Source organism: Patescibacteria group bacterium, from assembly GCA_041649475.1.
Lineage (GTDB): Bacteria > Patescibacteriota > Patescibacteriia > Magasanikbacterales > GWA2-37-8 > JBAZNA01.
In genome coordinates this window covers 402,918-419,644 of the sequence record JBAZNA010000001.1, presented here as the reverse complement: position 1 = coordinate 419,644, position 16,727 = coordinate 402,918, and the positions used below count along the sequence as shown (strand labels likewise).

Genomic DNA, 16,727 nt, shown 5'->3' with positions numbered 1-16,727 from the left:
CTATGGAGTTACTGTTCCGGTATCAGCTGGGGCCGGGGCTGGAGTAGGAGCAGGTTCTGGTGCTGGAGCGGGTTCAACCACAACTGGAGCTGGTTCCGCTGGTGGCGGAGTTACTTCGGTCGGTGGCGGAGTTACTTCTGTTGGCGGAGCCGGTTCTGTAGTCGGAGGGGTCTCAACGACCGGCGCGACAGGTTCGGTGACTGGCGGGGTTGTTGTCGGGGTCTCAACGACAGGGGTTGTTGTACTAGCTGGTGGTTCAGTTGTTGTCGGGGTCTCAATCACGGGTGCGGCCGGCTGGGTATTTGTTTTGTTTAATAAATCCTGCAATTGCTGTTCGTTTACGCAAGTAGCGCCAACGCACAGTTGATTGGTCTGCACTTTATCGGCAAATAATTGTTTGACTGTGGCTACGCCATTCTTTAACAGCATTCCCAATTTCCGTAAACTATTTTCCACAGCCACAGTGAAGCTGTCTAATATTCCTTGTACACTGAAGTCAGGCAATTCGTTACTGATCTGTTCTTCGGTGAGCGATCCAACTGACCAATGCGGGTTGACAAACATTTTTATTGTCGGCACAGAGCTGGTGGCGCTGGCAGATTCCAAAGCCACACCGATCACACGACCCGGTTCAACCGCTTTCACAGCCACGCCCGGCTGGACAGATGAAGTAAGCAAGTCCCCTGCTTTAATCGGACCGTTTTCCAGTGAAACATTAACCGGCACGCGTCCGGACAAGGCCACCGGCTGATAAGTTGACGGATACAAACCCGGATTTTTGGATTTCAAAGTATCGTTCAAGTCATAGCCACCGAGGACAAAGCCCGGATTGGCGGAAACCACACCAATCGCGTTGTCGGTTGAAGTGGCTGAACATTTTTCTATGACAAACAAAGTGTTTACGGTATCAATGGTTGAAGATGGGTTGGACGGATCCGGAATTTGTATATTAACATTTTTCTCGTTCGCGCAAACCACATCGCCCACTGCCGGACAATTTCCAAGAGCCGAACAATTCGGATCAAGCGGGTAGGTTTCGGCCAAGTCCAAAGTGGTGGTGCCGGCGATAAACCCGGATGATTTGATATAACCGTTGACACCTAAACCAGCATTGGCGCTTCCACCCGCGTCTATATATAGCTTGTAAGTGCTGGTGGTGCTGGTGCCAATGGAGACAGTCATATTGGTGACTGTGCCGTCACCGACGCTGTCGCCATAGACAAGTATCATCGGATTGCCGTTGAGCGAGGCAGTGTATCCTTCCGGTGTGCCAGTGGTAGCATTGTTATCAATGGTCATATCCACCCAGCTTACCAGACCGGCATTATCATCAAAATTTAAGCCACCGGTTTGTAGAGAATTGACATATGAAATACTGGTGGATGCCTCATAGTAGAAGCCGTCCGCAGAACCCATGGAGATGTCACCGGAATCGGCAACTTTAAATAAACGGGTGGTTGAAGCGTTATAGACAGTGAGAGCATTGGAGGAAGTGGCGATGGTAGCGCCGGCAATAGTAAGTCTAGCTAAAGGTGTGGTGGTAGCGATGCCAACGTTGCCAACACCATTTATATACATAGCAGTAACTTGCGTTCCCCAAGTACCTGTGTACGGTCGCACATCAAACTGCAATGCATTTGCACCGTATAACTTCAAGACGGCATTTTCTAGTGTGGCGTCTGTTTGTGGAAATAATCCCAAATTGTTTCCATTTGTATATCCACTGGGAGGAGCAATTTGTATATTGTGCTGTGGATAAAAATCACCTGTTGGAGTTACTAAAAATACGTTTGTATCCCAATCATTGGTAGTAGCGCTAAAATGCCACAAGCCAAAATATCCTCCAGCCGCGTGTGACCCACCTCCCACGCCGAAACCATAAGTATCGTTCGTACTTCCACCACCAATTCTCAAAACTTCTTCAGTTCCCCCGACTGCACGCACATCCAATGGATTCCTCGGTGTCGTTGTCCCAATCCCCACTTTTCCATTCGCTAGGACCCTCAAGAAGCTGGCACCGCTTGAAGAAGCCACGTCAAAAATTGGCAAACTGCTGGCGTAACCCTGCACTGCCAAAGTTGCCATCGGAGTGTTGCTGTTGATACCGACTTTTGTATTTAATATACCTCCGCTTCCATCGGTCTCACCGTAAATTGTCAAAATATCATTACTGGCAATTTGAGCGCTGTAGCTGTTCACTATTCCGGCCGTGGTAGTGGTAATCGGTAAATTGATCCATGAAACTATGCCCGCGTCCTCGTCAAAACTCTGCGGGCCGGTTTGCAAACTGTTTACATATGTAACCGAACTTGAGGCCTCATAATACAAACCATCGGCATTTCCAAAACTAATATCTCCACTGTCGGCAACTTTTAACAACCGCGTGGAGGAAGTGTTATAAACGGTGAGAGCATTAGAGGAAGTGGCTATAGTATCACTATAAATAGTAAGCTTTGCATTTGGCGTGGTGGTGCCAACACCCACCCGCGGATTCTGCAAACCGCCCGAGCCGTTGGTCTCGCCATAAATTGTTAAAATATCTGTATTGTTAATTTGCGCTGAATAAGACATTATTGTGCCTTGCGGTATGGTGGTGGAAACGAACGGCAAATTTATCCACGAGACAATGCCCGCATCCTCGTCAAAACTCATACTGCCAAACTCGGCGTTTAGATGCGAAACAGTGGTTGAAGCGTCGTAATAAAAACCATCCCCGCCCATAGAAATGTTGCCGGCGTCATCTATCCTCATCAGTTGAGTGGAACTGGCATTGTCAACTGCAAAAGCGAGGGTGGAACTGGTTATACCGGCGCTCGTTATGCTTAGTCGGGCGTAAGGGCTGGTGGTGCCGATGCCGACGTTACCAGCACTTGTTATCCTCATTTTTTCCGAAATTTCAGAACTAGCAAGAGTTGTTGAAAATTGAAGATAGCCAGCATAACCTGATGCATTTTCTAAACGCCCGGCTACTTTTCCAAAGACATACGTGTTACTCCCATTGGCTCCACCAAAACCAATACTCCCACCAGTGTTTATTGTCGCAGAATCATTTGAATAAATATTCACATTACCAATACTAGTGACCGGCTTACTTGCTTGCCACACATCAAGTTGTCCGGTGGAATACAATGGTATGCCTGCTCCCACTTGAAGGGGTGCATAAGGACTCTCCGTTCCAATCCCCACATTTCCTCCTGATGTTACTCGCAGTAAACTGGAGCCAGTGGAAGAGGCGATGTCTAAAAGAGGAGTGGAAGTAGCATACCCCTGAACGGCGAGCTGAGCCATTGGTGTAGAACTATTTATACCAATATAGCCACTCGGGGTTATTCTAAATCTTTCAGTGGGAGCTGACCCCCCATCACCCGTACTTATTTTGAAAAGACCACGCCCGGTAGCCAAAGGATCAATGCCAAGACTTAATTTCACACGCTCGTATCCACTAGCTCCCAACCTAATTCTTGCGTAATCTTCTCCCAACCCTGAAATGTAGTTAAATATAAGATGATCGTTTGAACTTGATCCTGTTCCTAATGTTATATTTCCATTTACGTGTAATGTCGTATCCGGACTCGCCGTCCCAATCCCCACATTTCCTCCTGATGTTACTCGCAGTAAACTGGAGCCAGTGGAAGAGGCGATGTCTAACAATGGCAAGCTGCCTTCAGTGGCTAGACCTTGCACTCCTAATTTTGCGATTGGGGTACTGGTACTAACACCGAGTTTTCCGCCATTAACAATAAAATTACCAAGAGCGTTTAGGTATGCTTGATAAGCTGTCCCATTAGCACCAAAGTATAGAGCCCTTCCTGTGTCTGCTACCAAACTTAAATCTCTCGCGGTACCACTCCCCGCAGATTCAGTAATTAAACGGTATTCATTACCATTAGGTGATATCCTTAACCTAGAGTAATTAGAAGCATCTATATAATTATTTAGCCCATAAAAAAGCCAGCCGCCCTGATAAGATCCGGAACCTATGATTGACGCCAGGAGTGTACCAGTACTGGTTTGCCATTGCTGAATATCTGCAGTTTGATTATTGTCTCCCTGCACAATCAATCCAACGGTAGTATTAGCATTTGGAGTAATCTGTAACTTCGCACTGGGAGAAGTCGTCCCAATCCCCACTTTTCCATCTGTTTTGATAAACACAGCCGAAGTGGCGGTAAGTGCATTACCGGTTGTCGCATAATATGGAATATACCCGGCTGTGCCATAGGCAACAGTTGAAGTGGAAATATTTGTCCACGCGCCACTTGAATTTTTAAATTGCATGACTCCCCCATTATCATAAATACCATAACCGGTGGTGCCGGTGGTATTGCCGAAGTTTAGATATCTGTTTGAGCCGGATAAAACCATACTGCCAAATACATCCAAATCAGATAATGGAGTGCTGGTATTTATGCCAACGCGTAATTGTGAAACTCCACCGGCGCCATCTGTTACACCGTATACTGTTAATATATTATTATCACCCACCTGCGCGCTATAACTTTCAACCAACCCGGCTGTGGTGGTGGTGATTGGAAGATTCACCCATGTCACTTGTCCGGCATCTTCATCAAAATTCATCGCGCCGGTTTCAATGCTGTTTGCGTATAAAACCGAACTTGACGCCTCATAATACAGGCCGTCGTTGGCAAAAGAAACATCTCCACTGTCCGCGATTTTAAAAAGTTTTGTTGAACTGGCGTTGTAAACTGTGAGGGCGTTAGAGGAGGTAGCGATGGTGGCGGACAAAACCGTGAGGCGAGCGTCGGGAGTGGAGGTGCCGATACCGACATTATCGTTTATATAAATGCCTCCGCCGTTTCCAGAACCACTGTTATAAATTGCATTACCCTGAACATCAATATTACTACTATAGAATATCATGTTAGAGCCATTAAACTGCATAGCTCCTCCTCCGGTATAATTTATGCCCGCCGAACAGCCGCTTCCATCAAAACAAAGGTATGACCCCAAAGACAAAGCTACATTCCCATTCGCCAAAACCCGAAGCAAACTAGAACCAGTGGAAGAGGCGATGTCTAGAAGCGGCAAACTGCCGTTAGTCACAGAACCTTGTATTCCTAATTTGGCGATAGGAGAAGTAGAATTTATCCCAATACTTCCATTTCCTTTAACTCTCAAAACTTCAGTTAAAGCGCTACCATTGTTCAGATTCAAAATAAATGAGGTCTTTGGAGTTGCGGCAAAGTTGTCGTCTTGAGCAAACCTTAATTGACCCAAAGTTGCAAGTGTACTGCCATCAGGTCTTCCTTCTTGTACGGTTATTCCGCCGCCCGCACTGTCATTATAAGCAGTGTTGGTTCTTCTTAAGACGAGGAAAGGGTTGGCATCAGCACTAGCTTGCTCCAAAATTGCTAAATTAGTGGGGTTTCCCCAAACTCCTGCCGTAGAAGAATAAACATGCAGAGGCATAGTTGGGGTTGATGTTCCAATCCCCACACTTCCTCCTGTAGTCGCAAACGTCGCGCCATACGGAAAGGTAGAAGTTGCGCTGCCATAGATAGTTGTGGTAGCGGTGCCACCGCCAATTGAAATATTAGTCAAAAAAGTCGGAGAAGTTTGTTTTACAAAAATACCCGAACCAGTGCCCGCGTATTCGGCAGCGGTGAGATGATAATACTGATCAGCTGTGGAACCGCCCTGAATTCCTGCTAAATTATTATGTCTGGTTAATAATGGCGTATGAAAATGAGTATATCTGGATGTGCCATTTTCGGTATAACCAATATTTCGGGCTGTCCCCCCAGTGTTAGAACCTTTAAAAATCACATACAATCTGTCGGTTGAAGAAGCAAGCTGAAAAGCCGGCTGGACTGTTTCAACATCAATCAAGGTGGGGGTGGTCTGGGTAATATCCGCGGTCCTGACACTAAACAACAATTGAGTAGTGCCTGTAACAGAAATAGTATAGACCTCTATCACAATGGTCTGCTGTCCCGCTCCTCCGGTTGACGACGCAAAGACGGAAAATGTCCAAGCTCCGGCATCCACCTGCGTCGCGCCTATCGTAGAAGACGAAATATAGGCATCAATCGTAGTCGTAGTTCCAGCCGGAACACTGACAACATCACTCACTTCGGTTGCTGTGATTGGTGCTCTTTCTAATAAATGAAGAGTTGTGGAAACAGCCGACAGTTGATCATTAATATAATAGTCCACGCTCTGCCCGGCAGAAAGCGAAGTGCACGCGCCAGCCACCCAGAAAGAACCGTTATAAGTTAGACAGTCATTGGCAACGGGTGCAGGAAGCGAAGTGTCACCCAAGTTAGTTAAAGCAATTTGTGTGTCATTTATCCTGTAAGTGCCGGTGGTGTTGATATCACCGGCTACTGATAATTTCCAAGCGGGAGAGGTGGTGTTGATACCGACGTTGCCAGCACTTGTTATACGCATTACCTCAACAGGTGTAATTGTATTTGTTAAAAACCTTATACCATCACGTGATTGTGAACCGATTTCCAGCCCTAGGTAAGCGGTACTAGGTGTTCTTGCTAATCTCACATAACCGGAAGTATTTCCTGTTGTATTATCTAATTGCAAGTTATAACCCGCATAACCGACAGCATTTCCTGCATTTCCATAAATGTTATATCCAAACGTATCATTACTGGCAAACAAACCCAAATTAACATCCATTTTATACCCAGGACTCGCCGTTCCAACCCCCACATTCCCGCCCGATGTTACACGAAGCAAGCTGGTCCCGGTGGAAGAGGCGATGTCTAAAAGGGGCAAACTACCATTGGTTACAGAACCTTGTACTCCTAATTTGGCGATAGGAGATGAACTGTTGATGCCAACACTACTTGTAGCAAACAAATTTCTTAGGATTAAATCTCTATACTGTCCTGAATTACTATTATTTATTTCAAGCATTCCAACCGCGCTTCTTGCCAAAGCCGTGTCAACATTATAACCAGTTGCAGGATTATCATCAACATTCCATTGTAGAGATTTTGTCCCTCCAAGCACTAAACCATAATTCGTCCCCGCCTGACCATTAAAGGCAGCTATCTGGGCATTCCTTACAGCTACCGTTAATAATCCGGACGTGGGGCGATAAAAACCAGTATTTTGTTCACCAACAAAAGAATATGATGGAGTAGCTGCCGCTCCATCCGGAACAAACACCTGACCAGAGGCGAGAGATAATGCTCCAACAGGAGAAGATGTCCCAATCCCCACATAACCATTATTTGTCACTACAAATCTATCCGTTGTTCCGGCCGCACCCGCGCTAGCTCTTATCAAATAATTATTTCCGGTGGGAAGCGAAGTTTCTGTAACGGCTATCTTTAGCGCCTCATACGAACCCGCGCCCGGAGTTCCACCCCAATTGATAATCGGATTAATATTTAAAGCGATGTCTGTAGGCGTGCCGCTTCCGGGAGAAAACGTGATTGGTATATCCACCGCTGTCTGGTTGGACGCGGAATTAAATATACCCTGGACAATTCCTCCGATTGAACCACCGCCAAGCGAAGTTTTAGTATTTGTCCCGCCGACATATAAAGCATTACTTGAATAAATGAAACCTCCGGTAGGATTTCTTATAAACTCCGCGTAAGCTGTTGTTTCATAACCAGGACGGAAAATACGTAAATTTGAAATAACTGACAAATTTGCCGCCGGACTCACCGTTCCAACCCCAACATTTCCATTCGCCGAAACATGAAGCATACTACCCCCGGTAGAAGAAGAAACATCAAATAAAGCGGCGTCAGTGGCAGAGCCTGCCATCTGATTAATGGCGAACTGCGCTATAGGACTGGTGGAATTTATCCCCACTTTTCCATCTGCCGCGATAAAAATCGCCGAGGTCGGAGTCAGTGTTGAAGTCGCACCGGCATAATACGGAATCCATCCTGCAGTACCGGCATTGAAAGTAGGCAAACCGGAAACGGTGCCGGTTGTTATCGTAGAAGTTGTCCACGTGCCATTGTTTACATAGGCAAACCCTGTCCAGCCCGAACTATTTTGTCCGGTGCCGCCATGGGTATTGGCAATAATACTGCCGGCCCAGGTGCCCGAGGCAATAGTGTTAAAACTAGCCAGGCCTGAAATGTACAGATTGGTGGAAGTGACAGAAGTGACATTAAGATTGGTAATGACGGTCTGTCCAAAATTCGTAACTCCGGCAATATATAAATTGCCAGTAGTGGTGACATCTCCCCCCAAATTTGTATTTCCCACCACATGCAAGGTATAGGTCGGGTTTGCAGTGCCAATGCCGACTCTGGTGTTGTATGCGTCTATAAACAGTGTGCTGGTGCCAAAATTCAAGGTGCTCGTGCCCATTGTTATGGCGGTGGAGGTGGTAAGGGTGGTGGTAAGCGGTGGATAAACCGTGCAATTCGGATCTCCGGGAGAACAACCCGGATCAAGCGTTGCGCCCGGCGCGTACGGACTGCCCGGCGGATTGGCTAAAACTGGATAAACAAAATAATAGAGGGCCATAAATATGCCCACTATTAAAGAAGCACCAGTTAATATTTTGGAGAATTTTTTATACCTCTCTCCGTTGTCCATAGTGACAAGCATTCTCTCTTTGATTATTATACCATATTTTCGCTAACTTTTGGATATTTTGGGGGGACTTATCCACAGTTATTTGAGATAGATTTTACCAACCAACAACTCAAGCAAATCTTTAACATTTGCCTGCGCTTCATCTTGAGTAGTGCTATTAACGAACTTCTGCCATTGCGCCAGAATCTCCGGGTCATTAAGGCCACGTACTGAATTTTCAAGTTGTAAGCGGGTATCAAAATCAATCTCTGTCTTGGATTTGATCACCTGCTTGATAAACATCTTCAAAAAATTCAGCACCTGGCCATTGTAGCGTTGTGTCGCCACCGTGTCCCGGCTGCCTTCAAGCTCTTTGGACGCGTTGTAATACATTAGTCCCAAGAACACATTACTCGCGAGTAGAATTAAGATGATCAGCCCCCAAAATATTTTTGACTTCATACGATATTAATTAGTTTGTTTATTTTTATTTTTTTTGTCTTTGTAAAAATTGTATGCCAACAGCAAGGCCACGGCTACCAGAAGCGCGGTCTTCCAATCAATATTTTTTAACCACCAATATTTGGTCTTGAGTTCAACATTTAAGTGCACGCCGGAGCCGCTCTCAACCGAAAACGGTTTGCCTGAATACGGCTCGTAACCCGGAGCTGAAACCGTTAAATAATACATCCCGCCCGGAACGAGGTATGAGTAAGTGCCGGCCAAACCCGTAACCTGCGGATTTTCCTGTTGGAAATCTTTTGCCGGCCACTGCTGGTAATTTTTCGTGTCCGGATTGTAAAAAAACAAAGTGGCAATCGCGCCCGGAATGCGCAACTCCTTATCCCCTATTTTCTCAAAAACATAGCCCTCCGGATCAACCACGGTAATCAAACGCACCATTTTTGAGCCAAAAGACGGGTCCTGATAGTTCATGACCGTGACGATTTCATATTCGCCGGCCGGTATTGGAGAAATTATATCGGCAGTAAAAAGGCCCGGGTCGGATTTATCCGGCAGATAATCAAACTGCATTAAAACCAATTTCTCTTCGGTGGGCACCGGCACATCTTGCGTGCTGGCGAAAACCGGCTCCGCAAAAAATGCCGAAGCCACTAAATCTTTCAAATTCATTTCCGTTCTGGCTTGCGCCTTGGCTGATCTAAACATCAAATAGCCCACTACGCTTTTTACCGGCTTGTCCGGTCTGATCGTTAAGTGCAGTGGCTTGTTGGAAATCGTTGAAATTTTTTGTTCCGGGTTACCGGATTTATTTAAAGACAATGCCACTTTAAAATCAACCAATTGACCGCCGGTGCGCGCGAAAATTATATCCGAAGGAATTTTTTCTTTCAGATATGTCGGCAGTTCGCTTAAGGGCACCCCTTTCATCTGGTTCATTATGTCAACTGCCAACATCGTACCGCTGGCCGCCGGCATTACTGCCTGGGTCAAACTGGGCAGATACATCTGCACAGTTTTTAATTTTTCCACATCCTTCATGCGTTTGATGCCGACATCGTTAAATGTTTTTTCCACAGCCGGAAACTTGGCTTCCAGCGCCAAAAATTCTTTTGGCAAAGGCGCAAACACAAATTCGTGAATTGGTCTGGGGTCAAGATAATCCCACACGCCTCTCATGGAAATTGGCGTAATCTTAGCCACAAAACGCTCAATCGGAATTTTCGGCTGGATAATTGACGGCGTCCTGAACAAATACGGCACCCAGAGTTTGAGTTGGCTGTAGACCTTAGACAAAGAAATGGTCGGCACCTTGAAAACCGGCATTTTTGGACTAAAAACATCAGAAAGAATTGAACTTAACAAATTTCCCAATTCTTGAAAAATCTGGCCGGCGGGCGTGGTGCTGGTTGTGCCGGCGGGCGGATGTTGTTGACCCGGCGGCTGGGTTGGTGGCGGTTGTTGACCCGGCGGAACAATTGGCGTCGGCGCAAAAACAATTGAGTTTGAAATCAGTTCACTGCACTGGCCCCACTGCGTACAAAATTTCGCGTAAATATTTTTTAAACCCGGATTGTCGTTTGAGAGTACAAACGGCGTACCGGTGGATGTCTGGCCGGGTATAAAAATCAAACGATAGGTGTTGTTTATAAACCCTGGATCATCGGAAAGAAAAACATAGCTGGAATCATTTCCACCCTTTAAGATAATTTGTACGGTAGTGGAATTGGTTAAAGGACTGCCGTTATTTATGGTTATTGAAAACGGCGAAGTGGGTGGATTTCCCGAGCCCGGAGGCAAAGGGGTGCCGCCCGGCGGGTTTGGATTTGGACGCGCGCTGGCCGGTATCCAATCGGTTTCAACCGAACAGTTCGCGCAAGAAAAATTTATTGTTCCGGAATTATCTCCGCCAATGGCCTGGCCTTGAAAAACTCCGGTACTGTTAATTGTTATGCCCGCAAAATTTATCCAGCCGATATTTTCACCCCAGGCGTAGCCGGACAAAACTCCTTCGGAAGTGTTTTTTACCCCGCTCATGGTCGGGCTCAAATTTATCCAACCGTATTCCTGGCTCCAGGCATAGCCGGTGATGGCTGTGTCTGTTATGCGAACATTTCCGTTGGTGGCGCCAAAATTTATCCAGCCAATTTTTGAACTCCAGGCATATTTATGGTTGGGGTCAATGGTGCCGTCGGTTATGGAAGCTTTGGCTTGAGATACAACAAAAATAGCGGTCCCCACCACCAGTAGTAGTGTTACTAATAATTTTCCTCCCTTTATCATAGGGTATTTTTAACCCCTCTACTTTAAATTTGCTTTTATTATACCACAAAATCACCACTTCTTTAAGATTTTGTGTGGATAACTTTAGAAGTTTTTTATTATGTTTGGACGAAACAATTCCGGCACACCGGCACATAAGTAAACGTGCCGTCGTCTGGAAGCACCGAGGGCATGCCTTCGGTTATGGGCACGCCTTTATTTAGAACCTGGGAATAAGTGGCTATTGGTTGTTTGCAAATTTCACAGACCGCTCGTTTGTATTTCACTTCTCTTGGCCCCAGTTCCAAAAATGCCCTGATAATATCAAACATTTTGCCTCTATAATCGGTGTCCAGCCCGGAAGCAACCACCTTGACCCCTTTGCGCAATAACTTATCAATGACCCCCGCATCTTCCGGCTGAAACATGTGCAATTCGTCAATGCCGACTACTTTTAAATCAGAATCCAAAATTTCCGCTAAACTCTGAACTTTTTTGGCTTCAATGACTACGCCGTTTCTTGAACAAATATGCTCATCCCGCAAATTTCTGGCTGACTGAAACAAGCCGTGCGGGATGTCGGTATATTTTAGCGGCGCAAAATAGCTGATAAGATCAAATGATTTCCCGCTTTTCATCGGGCCGAGAATGAGGGTGAGATCCATAACTTATTTAATATAGTGCTTCTGGACGATTTTTATCAAATTTTTTGTAATGGCTATGTGTTCTTTTTCATCTTCCACTATAGCCGCGACTTTTTTTCTTTCATCCGGTTTTTTCAAATATTTTAACAGGTCTTTACAAATATCCCTGGCCTGGTATTCCATTTCCAGACCTTGTTTAAGATTAAACAAAAGGGATTTTTTGTCCAACAAACATTTTAGTAGCTGTGTGGCTTTATTTTTTTTCATAATGTCTGATTATATTTTCAATTATACGCCTATGCTCCTGCGAATCCGAATGAAGTATTTCCATACCCTTTCTAAATTCTTTTTGTTTTTTTGCGTCAATACACTGCTCCACACGCAAATCCAAGAGCGACATATATAAATTAATAAAATTAACCTCAATCATTTCTTCGTCTAATAATTCACGGATAAATTTTTCCGGTGCGATGTTTGTTGTCATATTTTTAAACTTTCATTTTTTCAAAGGCATAGGTGCCGATGGCAAACACCAAAACCATAAACAAAACTAAAATCCCCATGTCAAAAGCCAGACCAAATTGCGAAGCGCCTAAAATGACATGCCTAAGCGCGTCAACCGCATAGGTTAGCGGATTTATGAAGGTAAATGGCGCCAGCCAAACCGGCAAGTTATTAATTGGAAATAAAGCGCCGGAAAGAAGGAAAACCGGCAAGAGCAGGAAGCTCATGACAAATTGGAAGCCCTCCGGGCTTTCCATCATTGAACCAATAATCAGTCCCAAACTGGTAAACGACGCAGTGGTAAAAAGTATAATTACTAAAGAAAGTATAAAGGCGGTAAAATTTATATGCAAGCCCGGAATTAATCCTATGGCTCCAAAAATCACGCCCAAAATTAATAACAAGATTGATTGAATGATTGAGTCAGTCGCGCCGCCGACAACTTTGCCCAAAAATATTGTAGTGCGGGAAATCGGCGCCACCAAGACCTCTTTTAAAAAATCAATCTTTCTATCCCAGACAATATAGACACCGAAAAAAATCGATGAAAACAAAACCGCCTGCGCCAAAATTCCGGGGAAAATAAACACCTGATAACTGGTGCCGGAAACGGCAACGCTTGATCCCAACCCGCCGCCGAAAATGAGTAGCCAAAGAACCGGCGTCACCAAAGACGAAACAATTCTTGATTTTTCCCGTAGAAATACTTTAAATTCTCTGTACCAGATGGCTAAAAAGCCGCTTAATTCATTCATATTATTTCTTTAAGTGCATAACCCTTTCCGCCCAGCCGCCCTCGGCTGAATCTTCTCTGATTTCCCGGCCAGTATAGTGCAGAAATACGTCATTTAGAGTTGGCGAATGCACTTCCACCGAGTCAACCTTGCCTACTACCTGCAAAATCTGCGGCAGATGTTCATTGGGATTTATAACCGTTAAATACACCAGACCGTCTATTTGTTCAACCTTTTTTACATAATCCAATTGTTTGAGCGCGTCCAAATTTGGGTTTTGACTTTTTAACAAAACTTTATCTCCGCCGACAATTGATTTTAAATTTGCCGAAGTGTCCAGCGCCACAATTTTGCCGTGATCAATGATTGCCAATCGGTTGCACAGTAAATCCGCTTCTTCCATGTAGTGGGTGGTGATAACCACGCTCATGCCTTTTTCTTTGGCAAGTTTTTGGATGTATTGCCAGAGATGCTCGCGTGATTGCGGATCAAGGCCAAGGGTCGGTTCATCCAAAAACAAAACTTTCGGATGGTGCATCAGCCCGCGCGCCAATTCCAAACGCCTTCTCATACCTCCGGAGTATTTTTTTACCGTATCATCTTTTCTGTCGGTCAAATCAACGAGTTCCAAGACCTCTTTTATTTTTTCTTCGCGGTGGGCGGCGGGCATGCCATAAAGCATACCATGCAGCTTCAGATTTTCGTAGCCGGTTAAGGTGTCATCGGAACTCGGATCCTGAAACACAATGCCGATTGATTTTCGCACCTTGCCGGACTCTTTGACAATATCAAAAGCATTGACACTGGCCGTGCCCGAAGTTGGTTTGATTAAGGTGGTTAACATTAGTAAGGTGGTGCTTTTTCCGGCTCCGTTTGGGCCTAAAAGCCCGAATATCTCCCCTTCTTCAACCTGTAAATTTAGGTTATCCACAGCCACCAATTCACCATATCTTTTGGTCAGATTGTTCGTTTCAATTATTGGCATGGGGGTATTATAAAACAGGCAAAAAATTTTGGCTAGAGCTGTAAAAATTTTGCAGGGGCTGTAGGAATCGGACCCACGTCACCTCTTTTGGAGAGAGGCATGTTACCACTACACCAAGCCCCCATAAAAATTCCTGCGCCGGCAGGAATAATTATCTATTTTGTTTCCTTGTGCACGGTGTGTTTCCGGCAAAATTTACAAAACTTTTCCAACTCCAAGCGGTTCTTCAAGGTCTTCTTGTTTTTGCTGGTAAAATAATTTGTATGTTTGCACTCCTTGCACTCCATTTTTACAAGATTATCTTGCGACATATTATTAAATTTTTCCGGCGCGGCTTTGCGCCCTTATGTTTATCCGAGCCGTTGTCGGGATTTGAACCCGAGACCTTTTCCTTCGCTTACACCTCTATTTTGTTATTAGAGGGCTAGACTGTATCTTGAGCTTGTCCCGACTTAGTCGGGATTTAACTCCCCTTGTCAGTCGTTCGGGCGATTTTATTCGCCACGGTCTTAACCATTTCTGGCCTTTAACCGTTATTCGGGATTCACCGACAAGTTTCCTTGCCAGTGGGCGGGGTTTTTGCGAACCACCATGGAAATGCTCTACCAACTGAGCTACAACGGCGTTATCTATTTTTCTTTTTGTAATATTGCCACTAAGGCATTCCTCATTTTCGTATTATGATAATACACTGTTAGAACTCCATACTCGCTTTTCTTGCCATATGTACCTTTTCTCACCGACTTTGTTATAGTACATTTATAAAATTGCTCTTTTCCAATTTTCAAATAATTTGACCAATGTTCTACCGCCTCTGTCTCGTCAATATCGTTAAATAATTGCAAACTAAATTTTAAATCTTTCTTTTTAATACCAAATACTGTAACCAGAAACGCAATAAATTTTTTTATCAAATCACGATCGGTATTCCCCAACCTCACTGAACCTTTGTCAGCTTTTGTTCCTTCCCCCCAGTACAAACCAAGACCAAAACCAAACAAAATTGCTTCTTCTATTGTACCCGGATACTTAACCTTAAAAGGATCCCCATTAGGATTATTCTTTTGATAAATTGCTTCGCCTATAGATCTTGATTTGATTCCATATTTTTCCATCCAGTATCTAATCTTATTAATGGAACATTTATAAGCATCAGCAATTTCTTTTGCCGATTGACCTTTACCTAAATAGAGTTTTGCTAATTTATCTTTTGATAATTGCAACATATTTTTACATCAAATATCCTAACATAAAAATATACTCTTAGCAAACTAACACCATATAGGTAAGCTAATTGTCAAATATCAGTGGGTGGAGTAGGATTCGAACCTACGAAGGCAGAGCCAACAGATTTCACTTTCCCCTAAGTTTCCTTAAGGCATGGACTATATCTTTGCCATAATCTTTTTAAGATTTTAGGCACTCTGGTATCTAGTCTCTACGGCGCTCCCCGACCTTTTCGGGGTTCCCACGGTATTAGCATGACACTTGTTTTAGCTTTCACCGTTATCCCAGAGAGTTCATCTTAAGATTTCTCTTAAGAGCTGCATTTTACTACAGTCTGTCTCTTTTGACCGCTCAGAAATCCACCCATTATTACATTTTTAATTAAATTAATAACTAACCAAGAGCCGCCTCAGGGATTCGAACCCAGGACCTTCACTTTACAAAAGTGTTGCTCTACCGCTGAGCTAAGGCGGCGGTAATCTTAGAGATCCTCTCCTTAAAGCTGTCCAATTTTTGATTATCCGGGTTCACCAGACGCAGATCATTAAAGGCCTTAAGCGCGAGGTCCTTGTCGCCGCATATTATAGCAATTTCTATCAATAAGTCAAGGTACTTCGGGTTCTGCGGTTCAAGTTCCACCGCTTGAAGCGCCGCCTCTTTGGCCACCTTGGGCTGATCAACCTTGAGGAGCAGTTCGGCCAGGTGATAAAACCGCGGTGAAAAGGCGTCATTTAGCAAAACCGCCTGCTGATAATAGCCGATCGCTTCTTCAATATCCCCCTGGCTCTCGGCCACTTCCGCCAACTTAACCAAAACGCTGTCATCATCCGGTTCCAGATGTAATAAAAATTTGTAGGTTTGCCTGGCCTCTTCCAAAGATTTTTTGGCCAGATAGGTATCCCCCAACCCACGGTAAGCCGGCGCTGATTTGGGATTAATTTTAATGGCGGTGATAAAACAATTCTCGGCCTGATCAAAATTTCCCAATTGCAGATTCTGTTCGCCGTCATTAATCAACTGATTTAATTTTTGTTCCTGCTCCTCGCTGGCTTGCGGCGTGGCTATTTCCGCTTTGGTTTTGAGCACCTGCTCGTGGTGCAACAAACGTTCAATCTTGCCGACGTAAATTCTGAACTTTAATTGTGATAATCCCCAAATTTTTTTAATCGGCGACAGCACCCTGATGGTCTGCGTTTTAATAACGTCGCTGGTTTTGGCAATGCGGCTGTTGATGATTTCTCTTTTCTTTTTATATATTTTTTCTTCCTGAAAATTAGTCAGATCAAGATTGGAAACCTGCGCGAATTTTTTAAAGACAACAAACACAACCACCCCCAGGCCGATAAGAAAAACCCCCAATGGGATTAAATAAAACATATACTT

At 44.6% G+C, this 16,727-nt stretch carries 11 protein-coding genes and 2 tRNA genes; all 13 read right to left on the bottom strand.

All coding sequences use genetic code 11. From position 1 onward, the window contains the following. On the bottom strand, positions 1-8,547 hold the full coding sequence (locus WC526_02070) for a hypothetical protein (GenBank protein MFA5061907.1): 8,547 nt from the start codon (positions 8,545-8,547) through the stop codon (positions 1-3). A gap of 78 nt (positions 8,548-8,625) precedes the next feature. Continuing rightward, positions 8,626-8,988, bottom strand: coding sequence for a hypothetical protein (locus WC526_02065; protein MFA5061906.1), 363 nt, complete (start codon positions 8,986-8,988; stop codon positions 8,626-8,628). Positions 8,989-8,994: 6 nt separating this feature from the next. Continuing rightward, positions 8,995-11,271: a carboxypeptidase-like regulatory domain-containing protein gene (locus WC526_02060; protein ID MFA5061905.1), complete on the bottom strand. Its 2,277-nt coding sequence runs from the start codon at positions 11,269-11,271 to the stop codon at positions 8,995-8,997. 98 nt (positions 11,272-11,369) lie between these two features. Further along, positions 11,370-11,915: a thymidine kinase gene (locus WC526_02055; GenBank protein MFA5061904.1), complete on the bottom strand. Its 546-nt coding sequence runs from the start codon at positions 11,913-11,915 to the stop codon at positions 11,370-11,372. Between the two features lie 3 nt (positions 11,916-11,918). Then, the gene (locus WC526_02050) at positions 11,919-12,161 is read right to left on the bottom strand and encodes a hypothetical protein (protein MFA5061903.1); all 243 of its coding nucleotides are present in this window, start codon (positions 12,159-12,161) and stop codon (positions 11,919-11,921) included. Next, on the bottom strand, positions 12,148-12,378 hold the full coding sequence (locus WC526_02045; GenBank protein ID MFA5061902.1) for a hypothetical protein: 231 nt from the start codon (positions 12,376-12,378) through the stop codon (positions 12,148-12,150). Before WC526_02045 ends, WC526_02050 begins: the two co-directional genes overlap by 14 nt. 4 nt (positions 12,379-12,382) lie before the next feature. After that, positions 12,383-13,153: an ABC transporter permease gene (locus WC526_02040; GenBank protein MFA5061901.1), complete on the bottom strand. Its 771-nt coding sequence runs from the start codon at positions 13,151-13,153 to the stop codon at positions 12,383-12,385. 1 nt (position 13,154) lies between these two features. Continuing rightward, positions 13,155-14,117 carry an ATP-binding cassette domain-containing protein gene (locus tag WC526_02035; GenBank protein ID MFA5061900.1) on the bottom strand — a complete coding sequence of 321 codons (963 nt, stop codon included), beginning with the start codon at positions 14,115-14,117 and terminating at the stop codon, positions 13,155-13,157. 52 nt (positions 14,118-14,169) lie between these two features. Continuing rightward, a tRNA-Trp gene (locus tag WC526_02030) sits at positions 14,170-14,240 on the bottom strand. 32 nt (positions 14,241-14,272) lie between these two features. Next, positions 14,273-14,428: a 50S ribosomal protein L33 gene (gene rpmG / locus WC526_02025; GenBank protein ID MFA5061899.1), complete on the bottom strand. Its 156-nt coding sequence runs from the start codon at positions 14,426-14,428 to the stop codon at positions 14,273-14,275. Positions 14,429-14,746: 318 nt separating this feature from the next. Further along, positions 14,747-15,343, bottom strand: a complete 597-nt coding sequence (locus WC526_02020; protein ID MFA5061898.1) for a hypothetical protein — start codon at positions 15,341-15,343, stop codon at positions 14,747-14,749. 403 nt (positions 15,344-15,746) lie between these two features. Then, positions 15,747-15,818: transfer RNA gene (locus WC526_02015), tRNA-Thr, on the bottom strand. Next, positions 15,798-16,721 carry a tetratricopeptide repeat protein gene (locus tag WC526_02010; GenBank protein ID MFA5061897.1) on the bottom strand — a complete coding sequence of 308 codons (924 nt, stop codon included), beginning with the start codon at positions 16,719-16,721 and terminating at the stop codon, positions 15,798-15,800. The genes WC526_02015 and WC526_02010 overlap by 21 nt, the downstream gene beginning before the upstream one ends. Positions 16,722-16,727 lie beyond the last annotated feature (6 nt).